Here is a 16963-nt window from a genome sequence, read left to right as displayed (position 1 = left end):
CTCTGAAGAAGAGGCCCATGGAGGCCTCTTTTTTCAGCTCTTTATCCGCACAAGGATTGCACCCCAGACTTTGCGAATTGCCCGTTCGATGCCTGAATCAAAGCCCTGGCGAATTTAAGGAGGAATACATGAGCGAACTCGTTCCCTATGCCGTGCATTATTTGCTCGATGGCGTTCGTCAGCACTTTTTCAAACTGGCTGAACAGTTCTCCGATGTTGACGCAATTCGTTCAGCCTCGGCGCATGCCTTTCCGCAATCCGACGGAAAGATCGCCGCACACGCCTCCCCCGAAACGGCGCGCTTGAGCGCTCAACAACTGGGTATCACGCAGATACGTTGGAATGAGGCGATCTGACGGCCTTACCCGCCCCGCTTGATCGCGAATGACTGTTCAATCAAGCAAAGCACTTCAGACACACCTGCTTTTGTGGCGAGGGCGCTTGCTTGACTGAAGGTCAGCGGTGGGGGATGCGGACCCGTCAGGGCTTCAGCGGACGCTCTTGGTCACGATCTGACAGTTCTTTACCATCGTCGGGGTGCTTCCAGTCCGGTGTCGAACGCCTCTGTCGCTCAAGCTCTTCTTGAGTCGGTTCATCCTCATCTTCATCCAGATCAGGACGTTTTGGTTCATTGGCCATACGCGCCTCGCTTCCTGAAGGAATTCCCTTTAAGCGTAGAACAGTTTCCGAAGCGCGACTCAAAGCCACCAGCGCAGCAAAAAGAAAAACCCCATGCTCAAAAGCATGCTGAGCAAGGTATTGCGGGTGTACAGCACCAATCCCACTGCCACCAGCGAACTGATCAGGTACGGGTTGTCCCACTGCAGATTCAGCTGTTTGTCCGGCATGAACACAATCGGTCCGCAGATCGCGGTCAACATCCCCGGCACGGCAAAACCGAGGAACTGCCGGGCATTGCTGCTCAAGCGCAGCGGCAGTCGTGGTTCGAGGAATACGTAGCGGTTCAGGAAGACGAGCACGCCCATCCCGATAATTACAGCCCAGACCATCATGTGCGCCCCCCATGGAATTTGTTGCAGATGAAGCCTGCAGTCATGCCCGCCAACCCCGACAGCACCAGCGCCGAGCCCCATTGCCAGTAGCTGAACAACACGGAACAAAACAGCGAAACCGCGACGCAGACCACCGTCGGAACGTTGCGTACCACCGGGGTGATCAGGGCAATGAAGGTCGCAGCGATGGAGAAGTCCAGCCCCAAGTGTTCGAGGCCGGGAATGCTGCTGCCGAGGACGATGCCGGCCAGCGTGAACAGGTTCCAGGCGATGTAAAACGTCAGGCCAACGCCCAGGGCGTACCAGCGATTGAACTGCTGTTTGTCATGCTGGCTGGTCAGTGCGAACAGCTCGTCAGTGAGCAAAAACCCAAGCCCCACGCGCCAGCGACCCGGCAGCGGTGAAATCACCGAACGCATACTCATTCCGTACAGCAAATGCTGGGAGGTCAGTAACAGCGTGGTCAGCAAAATCGAAAAGATCCCGGCACCGCCCTTGAGCATGCCGATGGCGACCAATTGCGCGGCACCGGCAAACACGATGCTCGACAACCCTTGACCTTGCAGCGGCGTGAGATTGGCCTCGATGGCCATGGACCCGGCCAGCAGGCCCCAGGGCGCGGTCGCCAAGGACAACGGCATGATCGCTACAGCGCCGCGAAGAAAGGCACTGCGCGGCATGAGTGAGTTCGACATAAAGCTCTACAACCAGGGGAAGACGCCAGACTGTGCCAGCAGTTGCGTTCGATGGCTTGAACAATCTTGCGCACTTGCGGGCAGCGCTTGCCGAATGGCTCTGGGCAGCAGCAAGGAACAGAACCCGAGTACCATGGAGCCATTCGCCTAACGCGTCAGGGAGTCGACATGCTTTACCGGATCGCCGCCGATGGGCTGGTGCTGTTTCATTTGCTGTTCATTCTGTTCGTGCTGTTCGGCGGGCTGCTGGTGCTCAAATGGCGACCGCTGATCTGGTGGCACCTGCCCGCTGCTGTGTGGGGCGTGAGTGTGGAAGTCTTCCACCTGATGTGTCCCCTGACTCAATGGGAAAACGTCATGCGCCAGGCCGCTGGGCAAACCGGTTACGGCGGTGGCTTCATCGAACACTACGTGTGGCCGGTCATTTACCCCGCAGGGCTGACACCGGCGATTCAACTGGCGCTGGGCAGCGTGGTGCTGGTGATCAACGTCATGGTCTATCTTCGGCTGATCAGGTTGTGGAAGTTACGCCGGGCAGCCTGAAATACCCGCCGAGAATCGAAAATGCTGTCGATTGAAGTCCTGACGTTGCTTCAAGCCATCCGCGAAACCGGCAGCCTGTCGCGGGCCTGGGCAAAGCGCCTTCTACCGTGTCCTGCGGTCCAGGGCAGTGACCGCTTCGTTTCAAGTCAGTTGGCGATGACGCTCATGTTCCGCCCACTGGCCTTGGCCACGTACAACGCTTTGTCCGCAGCGGTGACGAGGTCGTCGGGCTGATCCTGCGACGCCGGGTTGTAGGCGCAAACCCCCACGCTGACCGTCACCATACCCTCAGGGCATTCGCTGTGTACGATGCCGGCCTGCTGCACCCCGCGACGAATTTTTTCGGCGACCAGAAACGCCCCCACATAGTCGGTGCCGGGCAGCACCACCGTGAACTCCTCGCCGCCATAGCGGGCGGCCAGATCGCCGGGGCGTTTGATGTTGTCCTTGATAATCGCGCTGATTTTGCGCAGACAGTCATCACCCGCCACGTGCCCATAACGATCATTGAAGCTCTTGAAGTGATCGACATCGATCATCAGCATGGCGAGGTGGGTCACCGTGCGCCGGGCCCGGCCCATTTCCGCGAGGATGAACAGATCGAACTGACGCCGGTTGGAGAGCCCGGTGAGTGCGTCTTCGAGCGCCAGCAGTTCAAGGCTGCGGTTGACCTCGATGAGCTTTTCCCGGGCATCAAGCAGCACGCTCTGAAAATGATTCTGCTGCTTCATGAAGCGAATGAGGCGATAGCCGAGCCCTCCCAGAAACATCAAAAGCAACAGTACGATGCCAGCGCTGAGGATGGACTCCTCGCGCCAGCCGGCCAGGACGTCTCGCTTGTCCAGGCCGGCAAAAACGATCAGCGGATAACCATCAACCCGTCGAAACCCCACCACTCGCTCCACACCATCAACATATGACTTGACGGTGGCCGTGCCGGAATTGCCCTTGGGCAATAGCTGCATGAACAGCGGCCCCTTGGCGACGCTGGTGCCGACGTCTGCTTCGTTGAATGGCCGGCGAACGACGATGCTGCCATCGTCGGCGATCAGGTTGATCACGCCGTTTTGGCCCATGTCGATGCTGTCGTACAGCGCGAGAAAATGGTCGAGGTAGATCGTTGCCAGGGCCACACCGGCGAAACTGCCATCTGGATGATTGATCCTGCGTGACACGGTCATGATCCATTCGCGGGTCGATCTACTCTTGATCGACGGTCCGATATGAGGTCCCCGGTCAGTATGATCACGATGGTAGATGAAGTATTCACGGTCGGAATTGTTCGCACCGGGTATATCCGCACCGTTGGAATTGGCGATCCACCCCCCCTTTTTCGTCAAATACGAACAGACCATGGAGCTGGGTCAGCTCACTGCGTTGGGCGGCGAGCAAACGTCTGAATCTGGGCAGCTGCGCTGAGGCCACGCCCTCGTTTTCGACGCGGTCCACCAAGGCAAACAGCAGCGTATCGGCCTGTTTGATTGACGACTGCGCTTGCGACGTCAGGGTCTGGGCAAGGTTGGACATTGCCACTTCTTTGTCATGCAAATGGTACTGGCGCGAGTTCCAGGCTTCCCAGATCACAATGGCCGTCAAGGACAGGCACACCGCCACGAGCAGGACAACCGCGTAGCGGACCCTGCGCCGGGACTCGATTTGCTCAGCCCCCCAAGGCGCGACGGGCCGGCTGTGTTCAATTCGGTCGTTGATGGACGGATGCCCCATGACGCTCCCTGACTCGTTATGACATGGCGACTTTTCCCGTTCGCCCTTTTAGCGCCATCCAGTCGTGCCTGACACTCGGACCGCTATGCTCCACCAGAAACAAGATAGGCGATTTGCTCGCGTTGTGACGGGTTTGTGTGGGGTGAGGATGCGACCCCACGGGATTTACGTCGGTGTCTGCTTCACTGCTTCAAGCCAGGCGGGGTTCAGTTGTGTTTGTTCGGTGTCGAGGCCCAGCGCTTCCATCCGCGCCTTGTGTTGCTCCACTTCCCGGCTCAATTGCCCATGGTCGCTGGAGTTGCCGTCCAGTTCGTGCATCTGGCTCAAGCCCAGATGGTAGAAACGCAGCAGTTCCATGGCCGTCGGATCACCCGCCTCCACCGCCGCCGTCACTTGATGCATCACATTGGTGATGCTCATCAGGCTGCGCTTGAGCTGCCAGCCGTACACCGCCGGCGCCATCCAGGCCTGAGACCAGAACATGCCGCGCATCAGCGCCACCATCAGCAGCACCGCGACAAACACGCCGCCGACGTTAAATCGCAGATTGTCGCCCCCCGGCTCGCCAAACAACGCCACCGCCGCAGTGGACAGCACCATCGCCAGCGCCAGAAATATCAGCGCAATAATGACCGTGCTGCGCCGCGTCTGCTTTCGAAAGAGTTCGGCGTTCATCGGCTGGATTTCGAACATCGTGACGGGGTTCCTTGCATCAATGGTAAAAGGCTCGGTGAGCGAAAAGACTGCGGGGCATTATCGCCCCTGTGCAGGATTTAGCTATGCTGGGCGCCTCTTCATCTTTTCATCGTCAAACGGGGAACATGGCGATACAGCGCAGTTCGTGCCATCTTCTTTCTTGGATACACACTATTCGGATGCCATTTGCCTGATTGAACGGCATCGTTTTAAGGATCATTGAATGACCCAACGACAAGTAATCAACGCCTCCGTCAGCCCTAAAGGCAGCCTGGAAACCCTTTCTCAACGTGAAGTACAGCAACTGAGCGAAGCCGGATCCGGCAGCACCTACACCTTATTCCGCCAGTGCGCCCTGGCCATCCTCAATACCGGCGCCCATGTTGATAACGCCAAGACCATCCTTGAAGCCTACAAAGATTTCGAAATCCGCATCCACCAGCAGGACCGCGGCGTCCGCCTGGAACTGCTGAATGCCCCCGCTGACGCCTTCGTCGACGGCGAAATGATCGCCAGCACCCGGGAAATGCTGTTCAGCGCCCTGCGTGACATCGTCTACACCGAAAACGAGCTCGACGCCCAGCGCATCGACCTGAGCACCTCCCAGGGCATCAGCGACTACGTCTTCCACCTGCTGCGCAACGCCCGCACCCTGCGCCCCGGTGTCGAGCCGAAGATCGTGGTGTGCTGGGGTGGCCACTCGATCAACACCGAAGAATACAAATACACCAAGAAAGTCGGCCATGAACTGGGCCTGCGCAGCCTCGACATCTGCACCGGTTGCGGCCCCGGCGTGATGAAAGGCCCGATGAAAGGCGCGACCATCGCCCACGCCAAGCAACGCATCCACGGTGGCCGCTACCTCGGTTTGACCGAACCCGGCATCATCGCCGCCGAAGCGCCGAACCCGATCGTCAACGAACTGGTGATCCTGCCGGACATCGAGAAACGCCTGGAAGCCTTCGTGCGCGTGGGCCATGGCATCATCATTTTCCCGGGCGGCGCCGGCACAGCCGAAGAGTTCCTGTACCTGCTCGGCATCCTCATGCACCCGGACAACGCAGGCCTGCCCTTCCCCGTGGTGCTCACCGGGCCGAAACATGCGGCGCCGTATCTGGAGCAACTCGACGCGTTTGTCGGCGCAACGCTGGGTGACGCCGCGAAACAACACTACGAAATCATCATCGACGACCCGGCCGAAGTCGCGCGCCAGATGACCCAAGGCCTCAAAGCAGTCAAACAGTTCCGCCGCGAGCGCAATGACGCGTTCCATTTCAACTGGCTGCTGAAAATCGACGAAGGCTTCCAGCGCCCGTTCGACCCGACCCACGAAAACATGGCCAACCTCAAACTCAGCCGCGACCTGCCACCCCACGAACTGGCGGCCAACCTGCGCCGCGCGTTCTCCGGCATCGTCGCCGGCAACGTCAAGGACAAGGGCATCCGACTGATCGAAGAACACGGCCCTTACCAGATCCGTGGCGATGCGGCGGTCATGCATCCGCTTGATCAATTGCTCAAGGCCTTCGTTGCGCAGCACCGGATGAAACTGCCGGGTGGCGCGGCTTATGTTCCGTGTTATCAGGTGGTTGCATAACGAAGCTTATGTGAGCTGTAACATCGCGAGTCGGCCTTGTGAGAGCGAGGTTGCTCGCGATGAGGCCGGTACATCCAACTGTGTTGTTGCCTGTACGACCGCTATCCGCGAGCAGGCTCGCTCCGACAGGTTGAACGGGTAAATCCGGGGAATCTGTTCGGCCCGAAGGCCGCCAAGATCAGCCACCCTGATTGCCACACGCCGCAAAATTGCTGTAATCCAACACCTTCTGCGTACCGCTCGAATCCAGATACGTCATCCGCGCATTCACAATCCCGCAATTTTCCCCGCCGTCTTCTACAGTGGAAATCACCTTCTTGATATCCCCATTTAAACGGCCGGAGGTATCTTCCATGTGTCGTAAAACCGGGACTACTAAGGCGTAAGGTGTCACACAGGGCAGCCGATACCCGCCCCTGAAAAAAACCGACTTGTATGCCCCTGTATCAAAGTCATCTCCAGATACAGTGAGATACAAAGGCCGGCAGGCAGGTGCGGCGTGGCTCCCTAGAATGCGCGACGTGCGAATAACAAGAGGTTTGAGCAATGGAACACGTGAACCACATCCTGATCGTCGATGACGATCGCGAGATCCGTGAACTGGTCGGTAATTACCTGAAAAAGAACGGCCTGCGCACCACCGTGGTTGCCGATGGCCGGCAGATGCGCAGCTTTCTTGAAACCAACACCGTAGACCTGATCGTGCTCGACATCATGATGCCCGGCGATGACGGCCTGCTGCTGTGCCGCGAGCTGCGCTCAGGCAAACACAAGGCCACGCCGATCCTGATGCTCACCGCCCGCAACGACGAAACCGACCGCATCCTCGGCCTGGAAATGGGCGCGGACGATTACCTGACCAAACCGTTCTCCGCCCGCGAACTGCTGGCGCGGATCAACGCCGTACTGCGCCGCACCCGGATGCTGCCGCCCAACCTGCTCATCACCGAAAGCGGCCGGTTGCTGGGCTTCGGCCGCTGGCGCCTGGACACCACCGCCCGCCACTTGCTGGACGAAGACGACACGATGGTTGCACTCAGTGGCGCCGAGTACCGCTTGCTCCGGGTATTTCTCGATCACCCGCAGCGCGTGCTCAGTCGCGACCAGTTGCTCAACCTCACCCAAGGCCGCGACGCCGACCTGTTCGACCGCTCCATCGACTTGCTGGTGAGCCGTCTGCGCCAACGGCTGATGGATGACTCCCGGGAGTCGACCTACATCAAAACCGTGCGCAGCGAAGGCTACGTGTTCTCCTATCCCGTGGAATTGCTCGGCGCCGAATCATGAAACGCTACCTGCATTGGCCACGGACGCTGTCGGTGCGCAATATGCCTTGGCGTTTACTCGCATCCAAGGTGCGCAACAGCACTTCCAGGCACACCTGAAACTCGCCGACGGCAGCCCGCTGACCATCGACGTCCGGCCATCGGTGATGCCGTTGTCCTCGTGGCTGCCGATGGTGCTGCTGGTGCAACTGACCCTTTTATTGATCCTCGCCCAGGCAGTGGACACCTAGGATCCGAACACCCACGCGGTGCATCTGGACGAAAAAGGCCCGACCGAAGTCGCCCATGCCGCCAAGGCGTTCAACGCCATGCGAAGGCGGCGGCCTGTGCGCTGAGCTCACCCTCGCGGCAAAACCCTTGTCGCAGCTTGGGGCAAGGGTTTTGTATCCGTCTGTATAAGAACCCCGAACGGATACGTATAAGCTGATTTCAGCGCGTTCAAGCACACATCACCGATACACCCGGGCGTTTAACTGTGTTCACCGGATAGCAGCAGCTACCGACCCACACACATTCAAGCGCACGGAGAATCACCCATGTTCAACTTCTCGAAAGTCTCGTCCCTGGTACTCGGTCTGGCATTGGTTGGTGGCCTCGGCCTGTCGAACCTGGCGTCGGCCAATACCGTCAGCGCTGCGTCCCACAGCCAGATCCAGCAACTGTTGGTGGAAGGTGGCTCGGACCGGTTGCAACAGAATCGCGTCGCTGAATATGGCTCTGAAAACCTGCAAAACAACCGTGTTGCTGAAGGTGGTTCCGATCGCCTGATCGAGAACCGCGTTGCCGAAGGCGGTGCTGATCGCCTGCAAGAGCTTCGTGAGCGTGTGGCTGAAGGTGGCGCGGATCGCCTGCAAGAACTGCGCGAACGTGTCGCGTCGATCAGCCCGAAGAATGCCGTACAAGGAGGTGTTGTCGTCGCGGAGAATCGCCCTGAGTTCGGTTCCAAATATCAGCGTTACTGATCAGTCTCTGCAAACTGCCAGAGATCAAATGTGGAAGCGAGCCGGTCCCAGGCGGCGTGGTGGTGGCGCGCTGGCAACAGGCGCTGGATGAAATGAGACGCGACGGACGTCTCGAACGACTCAGGCAGCGTTGGCCCAGCCCCCCCGCTGACAGTGGATCAACGCGCTCGATATCAACTATGCGCAAGGGTGTTTTCTCATCGCGACGCTCCAGCACTACAGTGGCCACATCTTCTCCCCACTCTACTGGAGCAACATCATGAAAAGCATCATTGGTCTTGGTTTCGCCCTGTCGGTTCTTGGCGCTACATCCGCCATCGCCGCCCCACATGCCACCTCGCAAGTCGTTGCGGCAGCCAAAGTCAGCCAACCGGCAACATTGAACGTGAACACTGTCGGCGTTGATCACAAAGACAGTCAGGCCAGCAAACTCTACGTCGCGGAAAACCGCCCTGAGTTTGGTTCGAAGTATCAGCGCTATTGATTAACGGCTTTGGGCCGTTTGAAACAGGAAACCCCGGGTAGATCCGATCTACCCGGGGTTTCTCGTATCCGGGCAGGCGTGTAACCGAATCACTGTAGATCGTAGGCTCCAGCGGCGCAGGCGCAGCCAAAGTCTACGATCGTGTTCGCGCTTCAGGCCGCCAGTTGGCCGCTGGCAATCGCCGCCGACGCGGCCAGCATCGCCCGCAACAACACCGCACACCCTGCCGCCAGATCATCCGGCGCGGCATTTTCGATTTCGTTGTGGCTGATGCCGCCTTCGCACGGCACGAAGATCATCCCGGCCGGGCCGAGTTCAGCGAGGAAGATCGCGTCGTGCCCTGCTCCGCTGACGATGTCCATGTGCGACAGTCCCAGACCTTGCGCAGCCCCGCGTACTGCTTCGACGCAACCCTTGTCGAAGTAGAGCGGCGGGAAGTCGGCGGTGGGCGTCAGTTCGAAGGTCAGGCCGTGCTCCTCGCAGGTGGTTTCGATGACTTCACGGACTTCGGCGATCATCGAGTCCAGGCGCGCCGGTTCCAGATGACGGAAATCCAGGGTCATGCGCACTTCGCCGGGGATGACATTGCGTGAGCCGGGATAGGCTTGCAGGCATCCGACGGTGCCGCAGGCATGAGGTTGATGGCCGAGAGCGGCGCGGTTCACTGCGCCGACAATCACGGCAGCGCCGACCAAGGCGTCCTTGCGCAGGTGCATTGGCGTCGGGCCGGCGTGGGCTTCAACGCCGCGCAGTTTCAGGTCGAACCATTTCTGGCCGAGGGCGCCCATGACGATGCCGATGGTTTTGTGTTCGTCTTCGAGGATCGGGCCTTGCTCGATGTGCGCCTCGAAATAGGCACCGACGGCATGGCCGCTGACCGTGCGTGGGCCGGCGTAACCAATGGCATTCAACGCTTCGCCAACGGTGACGCCATCGGCATCGACCTTGGCCAGGGTTTCTTCGAGGGTGAATTTTTCCGCGAACACGCCGGAGCCCATCATGCACGGGGCGAAGCGCGAGCCTTCTTCGTTGGTCCAGACCACCACTTCCAGCGGTGCCTCGGTTTCCACGCCGAGGTCATTGAGGGTGCGCAGCACCTCGACGCCGGCCAGCACACCGAAGCAGCCATCGAACTTGCCGCCCGTGGGTTGGGTGTCGATGTGGCTGCCGGTCATCACCGGGGGCAGGTTCGGGTTGCGGCCGGGGCGGCGAGCGAAGATGTTGCCGACGGCGTCGACGCTGACGGTGCAACCGGCGTCTTCACACCAGTTGACGAAAATGTCCCGGGCCTGACGGTCGAGGTCGGTCAGGGCGAGGCGACAGACGCCACCCTTGACCGTGGCGCCGAGTTTGGCCAGGTCCATGAGCGACTGCCACAAGCGGTCGCGGTTGATGTGCTGATGGGTGGACTGCAGAACGTCTACAGCAGCGTTCATGGTGATCTCCTCAGGCAGTTCTTATGATGTTTGGTGTTTTTGAGGCCGTCTTCGCGAGCAAGCTTCGCTCCTAAAAGGAATACGCGAACCTGTAGGAGCGAGGCTTGCCCGCGAAGAGGCCAGTGCTCACGCCGCAGATTTCGCGATTGACGCGCTAGGCCGCATCGAGCACAACCCGTAATAAATCAGCCCCCCCAGCGCCGAGCCGGTAAACCAGCCATAACTGTAGAACCAGCTGAACGCGTCGCTGCCCAGGGACAGCAGCGTCAACGCCACCGGCACGCCAAACGCGATAAACCCGAACCAGTTCCACGCCGGGTACACGTCATCGCGATACAGACCGGCCAAGTCCAGTTGCTGTTTCTTGATCAGGAAATAGTCCACCACCATGATCCCGGCGATCGGCCCCAACAGGCTCGAATAGCCCAGCAACCAATTGGAGTAAACCGTCTCCAGGCTCAGGTCCGAAACGATCAATCCAAGCTTCTTCAACAGCTCATGGGCCATCAGCGCCAGGCCGACCAGGCCAGTGAGGATCACCGCCTTCGTGCGGTTGATGAGCTTGGGCGCGACGTTCTGGAAATCGTTGGTCGGCGACACGATGTTGGCCGCCGTGTTGGTGGACAACGTGGCAATGATGATCAGCGCCATGGCCACCGCGACCCAGACCGGGCTCTGAATGTGACCGATCAGGGTGACCGGATCGGAGACGCTGACGCCCACCAGTTTGACCGAGGCCGCCGTCATTACCACGCCCAGCGAGGCGAACAGGAACATGGTCAGGGGCAGTCCGATGATTTGCCCGATGATCTGGTCCTTCTGGCTTTTCGCATAACGACTGAAGTCCGGAATGTTCAGGGACAACGTGGCCCAGAACCCGACCATCGCGGTCAGCCCGGCGGCAAAGTAACTGACCACGCTGGCCCCTTCCGGGCGCTTGGGCGGGATCGCCATCAGCTCGGTCATCGACACGTTCGGCATGGCCCACACCAGCAGGCCTGCGCCCACCAGCACCAACAGCGGCGCCGAAAGGGTTTCCAGCCATTTGATCGAGTCCGCACCGCGAATCACCACCCACAGGTTCAAGGCCCAGAACACCATGAAGCCAATTACCTCGCCGGTGCCGCCCAGGGCTTTCCAGCCGTCGAACACCGAGCCGAGAAACAGGTGAATGGCCAGTCCGCCAAACATTGTCTGAATGCCGAACCAGCCGCACGCCACCAGCGCCCGAATCAGGCAAGGAACGTTGGAGCCGAGGATGCCGAAGGACGAACGCAGCAGCACCGGAAACGGAATGCCGTACTTGGTACCGGGGAAGGCGTTCAGGGTCAGCGGGATCAATACGATGATATTGGCGAACAGAATCGCCAGCAGTGCTTCGCCGACGCTCAGACCGAAATAAGCGGTGAGTACGCCGCCGAGGGTGTAGGTCGGCACGCAAATCGCCATGCCAACCCACAGGGCGGTAATGTGCCATTTGTTCCAGGTTCGTTCACGCACCTTGGTCGGTGCCATGTCGTGGTTGTAACGGGGACTGTCGAGGACGTCGCTGCCGGCTTCGAGCTCAAACAAGCCGTCGCGCTCGGTCACTTGCGATCTGATCTGTTGCATGGCCGCTCCACTGTTCTTTGAATTATTTTTTGCTCATCAGGGGCTGTTGGCATCAATAAGCGTGCCGGGCACCCCGTTTGCGCATCGGGCAGTTCCACAAAAACTTCGCAACCAACTGATGTTTATCAGTTTTTATATACCGCCCAAATAGTCCCTCGGTTACTTGCCTGTTCACTCAGGCCGAATGCCGGGCAAGTTGTCCGAACCGTCAGGGCTCAATCTGGTGCATGGGTCTTTTTTTCAAAGTTGCGCATCAACCATAGACCATCCTCAAGCAGCTGATTTCACATAAGAAATCTCGTTCATTTTGAGAACCTGTCAAGTGCGTCAAAATGGTTCAGGACTACACCATTTTGGTGATTTCTCAATTTAATCGTTATTTATCAATATGTTAAAACAGCAATAAGCTTATAAAAAATATTCTTGCTCATTCCATAAACTCAGACTAGCTTCTATTCCTGACAGCGCTGACAGGAATACACCTGTTTGCGCCGGCTTCATATAAAACATTTAGAACCGACATAAGTCGGTCATTGCCTGCGAGGAACTCGGAATGTCTCTGTTGATCCGTGGCGCCACCGTTATTACCCATGATGAAAGTTATCGCGCCGACGTCTATTGCGCCGACGGCGTGATTAAAGCCATCGGCGACAATCTTGATGTTCCGGCCGGCGCCGAAGTGCTCGACGGCAGCGGCCAATACCTGATGCCCGGCGGCATCGACCCGCACACGCACATGCAACTGCCCTTCATGGGCACCGTGGCCAGTGAAGACTTTTTCAGTGGCACTGCGGCAGGCCTTGCCGGTGGCACCACGTCGATTATCGACTTCGTGATTCCCAACCCACAGCAATCCTTGATGGAGGCGTTTCATCAGTGGCGCGGCTGGGCCGAGAAGTCGGCGTCGGATTACGGTTTCCATGTCGCCATTACCTGGTGGAGCGAACAGGTGCGCGAGGAAATGGCGGAGCTGGTCAGCCAGCACGGGGTCAACAGCTTCAAGCATTTCATGGCGTACAAGAACGCGATCATGGCCGCCGACGACACCCTGGTAGCGAGTTTCGAGCGCTGCCTGGAGTTGGGCGCGGTTCCGACCGTGCACGCGGAAAACGGTGAGCTGGTCTATCACCTGCAACGCAAGTTGATGGCCCAGGGCATCACCGGTCCCGAAGCGCATCCATTGTCGCGACCTTCTCAAGTGGAAGGCGAAGCCGCGAGCAGGGCAATCCGCATTGCTGAAACCCTGGGCACGCCGCTGTACCTGGTGCATGTCTCGACCAAGGAAGCGCTGGACGAAATCACCTACGCCCGCAGCAAGGGCCAGCAGGTCTACGGCGAAGTGTTGGCCGGGCATCTGCTGCTGGACGACAGCGTCTACCAACACCCGGACTGGCAGACCGCCGCCGGTTACGTGATGAGCCCGCCCTTCCGTCCTCGCGGCCACCAGGAAGCGCTTTGGCACGGTTTGCAATCAGGCAACCTGCACACCACCGCCACCGACCACTGCTGCTTCTGTGCCGAACAAAAAGCCGCCGGGCGAGATGACTTCAGCAAAATCCCCAATGGCACTGCCGGTATCGAAGACCGCATGGCTGTGCTCTGGGATGAGGGGGTCAACACCGGCCGTTTGTCGATGCAGCACTTCGTGGCGCTGACCTCCACCAACACCGCGAAGATCTTCAACCTCTACCCGCGTAAAGGTGCGATCCGCGTGGGCGCTGATGCGGACCTGGTGCTGTGGGATCCGGAGGGCACGCGGACCATTTCGGCGAAGACTCACCACCAGCAGGTCGACTTCAACATCTTCGAAGGCAAGACCGTGCGCGGTGTGCCGAGCCATACCGTGAGCCAGGGCCGGGTGGTGTGGGCCGATGGTGATCTGCGCGCTGAGCGTGGTGCCGGGCGGTATGTCGAACGGCCGGCGTATCCGGCGGTGTTTGACTTGCTGAGCAAGCGGGCTGAGCAGAATAAGCCGACTGCCGTGAAACGCTGAAAATCGAGGCCTTCGGCCTTCGCGGGCAAGCCTCGCTCCTACAGTGGCACGCAATCCAAAAAACAGGAGCGAGGCTAGCCCGCAAAGAGGCCGGCAGCGACAACACAAAACCAATGCCCATCAGAGGCAGTACCTCAATAACCGTGAGGCCAACACCGTGATCAAGTCCCTGAACCACCTCCCGCATCCCTATGAGAATGCGGCCGCCCTCGCCGGCCACTTCACCGACCTGGCACCGCCACTCAACGACCGTCAGGCGCATCTGGAAGCTTCGCGCTGCCTGTATTGCTACGACGCGCCGTGCGTGAATGCCTGCCCGAGCGAGATCGATATCCCGTCATTCATCCGCAATATCCATCAGGACAACGTCCAGGGCGCCGCGCAGAAAATCCTCTCGGCGAACATCCTCGGCGGCAGCTGCGCACGGGTGTGCCCGACGGAAATCCTCTGCCAGCAAGCCTGCGTGCGCAACAACGACCACGAGTGCGCACCGGTATTGATCGGCCTGTTGCAACGTTACGCCGTCGACAACGCGCACTTCAGCGAACACCCCTTCCAGCGCGCCGCCACCACCGGCAAACGCATCGCTGTGGTCGGTGCCGGCCCGGCCGGGTTGTCCTGCGCTCACCGCAGTGCGATGCATGGCCACGACGTGGTGATTTTCGAAGCACGGGAAAAGGCTGGCGGCCTCAACGAATACGGGATCGCCAAGTACAAACTGGTGGATGACTATGCGCAGAAGGAGCTTGAGTTCCTGCTGCAGATTGGCGGCATCGAAATCCGTCACGGCCAGAAACTCGGCGAAAACCTGACCCTCAGCGAACTGCATCAGCAATTCGACGCGGTGTTCCTTGGCCTCGGCCTGGCCGCCAGCAAGCAACTCGGTTTGCCTCACGAAGACGCCCCCGGCCTGCTTGCTGCCACCGATTACATCCGCGAACTGCGTCAGGCCGATGACCTGAGCCAACTGCCGCTGGCCGATCATTGCATCGTCCTCGGCGCCGGCAATACGGCCATCGACATGGCCGTGCAAATGGCCCGCCTCGGCGCTCACGACGTGAATCTGGTGTACCGCCGTGGTGTCGAGGAAATGGGCGCCACCGGTCACGAGCAGGACATCGCCAAGGCCAATCAGGTGCGCTTATTGACGTGGGCGCAACCCGAAGAAGTGCTGCTCGATGACCAAGGCAACGTGCGCGGCATGCGCTTCGCCCGCACGCACCTGGTGGACGGTCGTCTGCAAACCACCGGCGAAACCTTCGAGCTGGCCGCCGACGCGATCTTCAAAGCCATCGGCCAGGCCTTCGATGCCAGCGCCCTCGCCGATCCGCTGGCACGCGAACTCAGACGCCAGGGTGATCGAATCCAGGTCGATGAACAACTGCGTACCAGCATTCCCGGCGTGTATGCCGGTGGCGACTGCACCAGCCTCGATCAGGACCTCACCGTGCAAGCCGTGCAGCATGGCAAACGGGCGGCCGAGGCCATCAACGCTCAACTGATGCTCAACGTGGAGGCTGCGTAAATGGCCGATCTTTCGATTGTCTTCGCCGGCATCAAATCGCCGAATCCGTTCTGGCTGGCCTCCGCGCCGCCGACCGACAAGGCCTACAACGTGGTTCGTGCCTTCGAGGCTGGCTGGGGCGGCGTGGTCTGGAAAACCCTGGGTGAAGACCCGGCAGCGGTGAACGTGTCGTCGCGTTACTCCGCGCTCTTCGGTGCCAACCGTGAAGTGGTGGGCTTCAACAATATCGAGCTGATCACCGACCGCTCGCTGGAGATCAACCTGCGGGAAATCACCCAGGTCAAAAAGGACTGGCCGGACCGCGCGCTGATCGTGTCGCTGATGGTGCCCTGCGTCGAAGAGTCGTGGAAGTTCATCCTGCCGCTGGTGGAAGCCACCGGCGCCGACGGCATCGAATTGAACTTCGGTTGTCCCCACGGCATGCCGGAACGCGGCATGGGCGCGGCGGTCGGCCAGGTGCCGGAGTACGTCGAGCAGGTCACCCGTTGGTGCAAGACCTATTGCTCGCTGCCGGTGATCGTCAAGCTCACGCCGAACATCACCGACATCCGCGTCGCCGCCCGTGCGGCCCATCGCGGCGGGGCCGATGCGGTGTCGCTGATCAACACCATCAACTCGATCACCAGCGTCAATCTGGAGCGCATGGTCGCCAATCCCGCCGTGGGCAGCCAAAGCACCCACGGTGGTTATTGCGGTTCGGCAGTGAAGCCGATTGCGCTGAACATGGTCGCCGAAATCGCTCGTGATCCGCAGACTCAGGGTTTGCCGATCTCCGGCATTGGCGGCATTGGCAGCTGGCGTGATGCCGCGGAATTCATCGCCCTGGGCAGCGGCTCGGTCCAGGTGTGCACCGCGGCGATGCTGCATGGCTTCCGGATTGTCGAGGAGATGAAGGACGGTCTGTCACGCTGGATGGACAGTCAGGGTTACGCCAGCATCCCGGAGTTTTCCGGTCGCGCAGTGGGCAATACCACGGACTGGAAGTACCTGGACATCAACTATCAAGTGATTGCGAAGATTGATCAGGACGCGTGCATTGGCTGCGGACGCTGCCACATTGCTTGCGAAGATACCTCGCACCAGGCGGTGGCCAGTTTGAAGCAAGCGGACGGAACGCATAAGTATGAAGTGATTGATGATGAGTGCGTCGGCTGCAACCTGTGCCAGATCACCTGCCCGGTGGAGGATTGCATCGAGATGGTGCCGATGGAGAACGGCAAGCCGTTTCTGGATTGGAATCATGACCCACGAAATCCCTACCATGTTGCCGTTTGAGATCTGCGTCGCCTGAGCCTTCGCCTGCGTCTTCGCGGGCAAGCCTCGCTCCTACAGGTTTTGTGTCGATCCACGATTAATTAATCGACGCTGGCCCTGTAGGCGCGAGGCTTGCCCGCGAA

Annotated in this window: 16 protein-coding genes and 2 pseudogenes; 10 read left to right on the top strand and 8 right to left on the bottom strand. The window is 59.6% G+C overall.

Annotated elements, in window-relative coordinates; genetic code table 11:
* Window positions 1-128 precede the first annotated feature (128 nt).
* Window positions 129-356 carry a DUF6555 family protein gene (locus AB4N91_RS09900; RefSeq protein WP_077749272.1) on the top strand — a complete coding sequence of 76 codons (228 nt, stop codon included), beginning with the start codon at window positions 129-131 and terminating at the stop codon, window positions 354-356.
* Window positions 357-480: 124 nt separating this feature from the next.
* Here the strand turns inward: AB4N91_RS09900 and AB4N91_RS09895 are convergent, their stop codons facing one another.
* Genes AB4N91_RS09895 through AB4N91_RS09885 form a run of 3 tightly spaced genes read right to left on the bottom strand, consistent with a single transcriptional unit; the run spans window position 481 to window position 1708 of the window.
* Window positions 481-639, bottom strand: a complete 159-nt coding sequence (locus tag AB4N91_RS09895) for a hypothetical protein (protein WP_167362281.1) — start codon at window positions 637-639, stop codon at window positions 481-483.
* A gap of 59 nt (window positions 640-698) precedes the next feature.
* Window positions 699-1010 (bottom strand): AzlD domain-containing protein, encoded by a 312-nt coding sequence (locus AB4N91_RS09890; RefSeq protein ID WP_010455066.1) that lies wholly within the window; start codon window positions 1008-1010, stop codon window positions 699-701.
* Complete coding sequence (locus tag AB4N91_RS09885; protein ID WP_042932778.1) at window positions 1010-1708, bottom strand: AzlC family ABC transporter permease; 699 nt, start codon at window positions 1706-1708, stop codon at window positions 1010-1012. Before AB4N91_RS09885 ends, AB4N91_RS09890 begins: the two co-directional genes overlap by 1 nt.
* Before the next feature lie 168 nt (window positions 1709-1876).
* Between AB4N91_RS09885 and AB4N91_RS09880 the strand changes: the two genes are divergently transcribed.
* The gene (locus AB4N91_RS09880) at window positions 1877-2251 is read left to right on the top strand and encodes a DUF2784 domain-containing protein (protein ID WP_010455070.1); all 375 of its coding nucleotides are present in this window, start codon (window positions 1877-1879) and stop codon (window positions 2249-2251) included.
* 146 nt (window positions 2252-2397) lie between these two features.
* Here the strand turns inward: AB4N91_RS09880 and AB4N91_RS09875 are convergent.
* A pseudogene (locus AB4N91_RS09875) lies at window positions 2398-3976 on the bottom strand (sensor domain-containing diguanylate cyclase).
* Between the two features lie 165 nt (window positions 3977-4141).
* Window positions 4142-4669 carry a DUF3087 domain-containing protein gene (locus tag AB4N91_RS09870; protein WP_154501114.1) on the bottom strand — a complete coding sequence of 176 codons (528 nt, stop codon included), beginning with the start codon at window positions 4667-4669 and terminating at the stop codon, window positions 4142-4144.
* Window positions 4670-4895: 226 nt separating this feature from the next.
* On the opposite strand from AB4N91_RS09870, the gene ppnN reads away from it, so the two are divergent.
* Entirely contained in the window at window positions 4896-6269 is a 1374-nt protein-coding gene (gene ppnN, locus AB4N91_RS09865; RefSeq protein WP_010455076.1) for a nucleotide 5'-monophosphate nucleosidase PpnN, read from the top strand.
* 178 nt (window positions 6270-6447) lie between these two features.
* Here ppnN and AB4N91_RS09860 read toward each other — a convergent pair whose 3' ends face one another.
* Window positions 6448-6624: a DUF2790 domain-containing protein gene (locus tag AB4N91_RS09860; RefSeq protein WP_460112371.1), complete on the bottom strand. Its 177-nt coding sequence runs from the start codon at window positions 6622-6624 to the stop codon at window positions 6448-6450.
* 191 nt (window positions 6625-6815) lie between these two features.
* On the opposite strand from AB4N91_RS09860, the gene AB4N91_RS09855 reads away from it, so the two are divergent.
* The 4 genes and pseudogenes from AB4N91_RS09855 to AB4N91_RS09840 all read left to right on the top strand — a co-directional run bounded on the left by AB4N91_RS09855 (window position 6816) and on the right by AB4N91_RS09840 (window position 9001).
* Window positions 6816-7556 (top strand): response regulator, encoded by a 741-nt coding sequence (locus tag AB4N91_RS09855; RefSeq protein ID WP_077749277.1) that lies wholly within the window; start codon window positions 6816-6818, stop codon window positions 7554-7556.
* Window positions 7557-7578: 22 nt separating this feature from the next.
* Window positions 7579-7875: pseudogene (locus tag AB4N91_RS09850) on the top strand (two-component sensor histidine kinase); the annotation flags it as partial.
* 216 nt (window positions 7876-8091) lie between these two features.
* Window positions 8092-8517 carry a hypothetical protein gene (locus AB4N91_RS09845; protein WP_077749279.1) on the top strand — a complete coding sequence of 142 codons (426 nt, stop codon included), beginning with the start codon at window positions 8092-8094 and terminating at the stop codon, window positions 8515-8517.
* A 259-nt stretch (window positions 8518-8776) separates the two neighbouring features.
* On the top strand, window positions 8777-9001 hold the full coding sequence (locus AB4N91_RS09840; protein WP_010455083.1) for a hypothetical protein: 225 nt from the start codon (window positions 8777-8779) through the stop codon (window positions 8999-9001).
* 152 nt (window positions 9002-9153) lie between these two features.
* On the opposite strand, the gene AB4N91_RS09835 is transcribed toward AB4N91_RS09840, so the two are convergent.
* Complete coding sequence (locus AB4N91_RS09835; RefSeq protein WP_083376525.1) at window positions 9154-10437, bottom strand: Zn-dependent hydrolase; 1284 nt, start codon at window positions 10435-10437, stop codon at window positions 9154-9156.
* A 126-nt stretch (window positions 10438-10563) separates the two neighbouring features.
* Entirely contained in the window at window positions 10564-12048 is a 1485-nt protein-coding gene (locus tag AB4N91_RS09830; protein ID WP_010455088.1) for an NCS1 family nucleobase:cation symporter-1, read from the bottom strand.
* Window positions 12049-12601: 553 nt separating this feature from the next.
* On the opposite strand from AB4N91_RS09830, the gene hydA reads away from it, so the two are divergent.
* The 3 genes from hydA (at window position 12602) to preA (ending at window position 16841) form a co-directional block, all read left to right on the top strand.
* Window positions 12602-14041, top strand: coding sequence for a dihydropyrimidinase (hydA, locus tag AB4N91_RS09825; protein WP_010455090.1), 1440 nt, complete (start codon window positions 12602-12604; stop codon window positions 14039-14041).
* 157 nt (window positions 14042-14198) lie between these two features.
* Entirely contained in the window at window positions 14199-15566 is a 1368-nt protein-coding gene (locus AB4N91_RS09820) for an NAD(P)-dependent oxidoreductase (RefSeq protein WP_010455093.1), read from the top strand.
* Entirely contained in the window at window positions 15567-16841 is a 1275-nt protein-coding gene (gene preA, locus AB4N91_RS09815; RefSeq protein ID WP_010455094.1) for an NAD-dependent dihydropyrimidine dehydrogenase subunit PreA, read from the top strand.
* Window positions 16842-16963: the final 122 nt, after the last annotated feature.

The organism is Pseudomonas sp. H3_D04 (assembly GCF_054669175.1).
This window is presented reverse-complemented; position numbering and strand designations above follow the sequence as displayed.

Excerpts from the sequence above, each read along its gene's own strand:
- AB4N91_RS09900 (WP_077749272.1), top strand. The coding sequence starts at position 129 with ATGAGCGAACTCGTTCCCTATGCCGTGCATTATTTGCTCGATGGCGTT.
- AB4N91_RS09895 (WP_167362281.1), bottom strand. The coding sequence starts at position 639 with ATGGCCAATGAACCAAAACGTCCTGATCTGGATGAAGATGAGGATGAA.
- AB4N91_RS09890 (WP_010455066.1), bottom strand. The coding sequence starts at position 1,010 with ATGGTCTGGGCTGTAATTATCGGGATGGGCGTGCTCGTCTTCCTGAAC.
- AB4N91_RS09885 (WP_042932778.1), bottom strand. The coding sequence starts at position 1,708 with ATGTCGAACTCACTCATGCCGCGCAGTGCCTTTCTTCGCGGCGCTGTA.
- AB4N91_RS09880 (WP_010455070.1), top strand. The coding sequence starts at position 1,877 with ATGCTTTACCGGATCGCCGCCGATGGGCTGGTGCTGTTTCATTTGCTG.
- AB4N91_RS09870 (WP_154501114.1), bottom strand. The coding sequence starts at position 4,669 with ATGTTCGAAATCCAGCCGATGAACGCCGAACTCTTTCGAAAGCAGACG.
- ppnN (WP_010455076.1), top strand. The coding sequence starts at position 4,896 with ATGACCCAACGACAAGTAATCAACGCCTCCGTCAGCCCTAAAGGCAGC.
- AB4N91_RS09860 (WP_460112371.1), bottom strand. The coding sequence starts at position 6,624 with ATGGAAGATACCTCCGGCCGTTTAAATGGGGATATCAAGAAGGTGATT.
- AB4N91_RS09855 (WP_077749277.1), top strand. The coding sequence starts at position 6,816 with ATGGAACACGTGAACCACATCCTGATCGTCGATGACGATCGCGAGATC.
- AB4N91_RS09845 (WP_077749279.1), top strand. The coding sequence starts at position 8,092 with ATGTTCAACTTCTCGAAAGTCTCGTCCCTGGTACTCGGTCTGGCATTG.
- AB4N91_RS09840 (WP_010455083.1), top strand. The coding sequence starts at position 8,777 with ATGAAAAGCATCATTGGTCTTGGTTTCGCCCTGTCGGTTCTTGGCGCT.
- AB4N91_RS09835 (WP_083376525.1), bottom strand. The coding sequence starts at position 10,437 with ATGAACGCTGCTGTAGACGTTCTGCAGTCCACCCATCAGCACATCAAC.
- AB4N91_RS09830 (WP_010455088.1), bottom strand. The coding sequence starts at position 12,048 with ATGCAACAGATCAGATCGCAAGTGACCGAGCGCGACGGCTTGTTTGAG.
- hydA (WP_010455090.1), top strand. The coding sequence starts at position 12,602 with ATGTCTCTGTTGATCCGTGGCGCCACCGTTATTACCCATGATGAAAGT.
- preA (WP_010455094.1), top strand. The coding sequence starts at position 15,567 with ATGGCCGATCTTTCGATTGTCTTCGCCGGCATCAAATCGCCGAATCCG.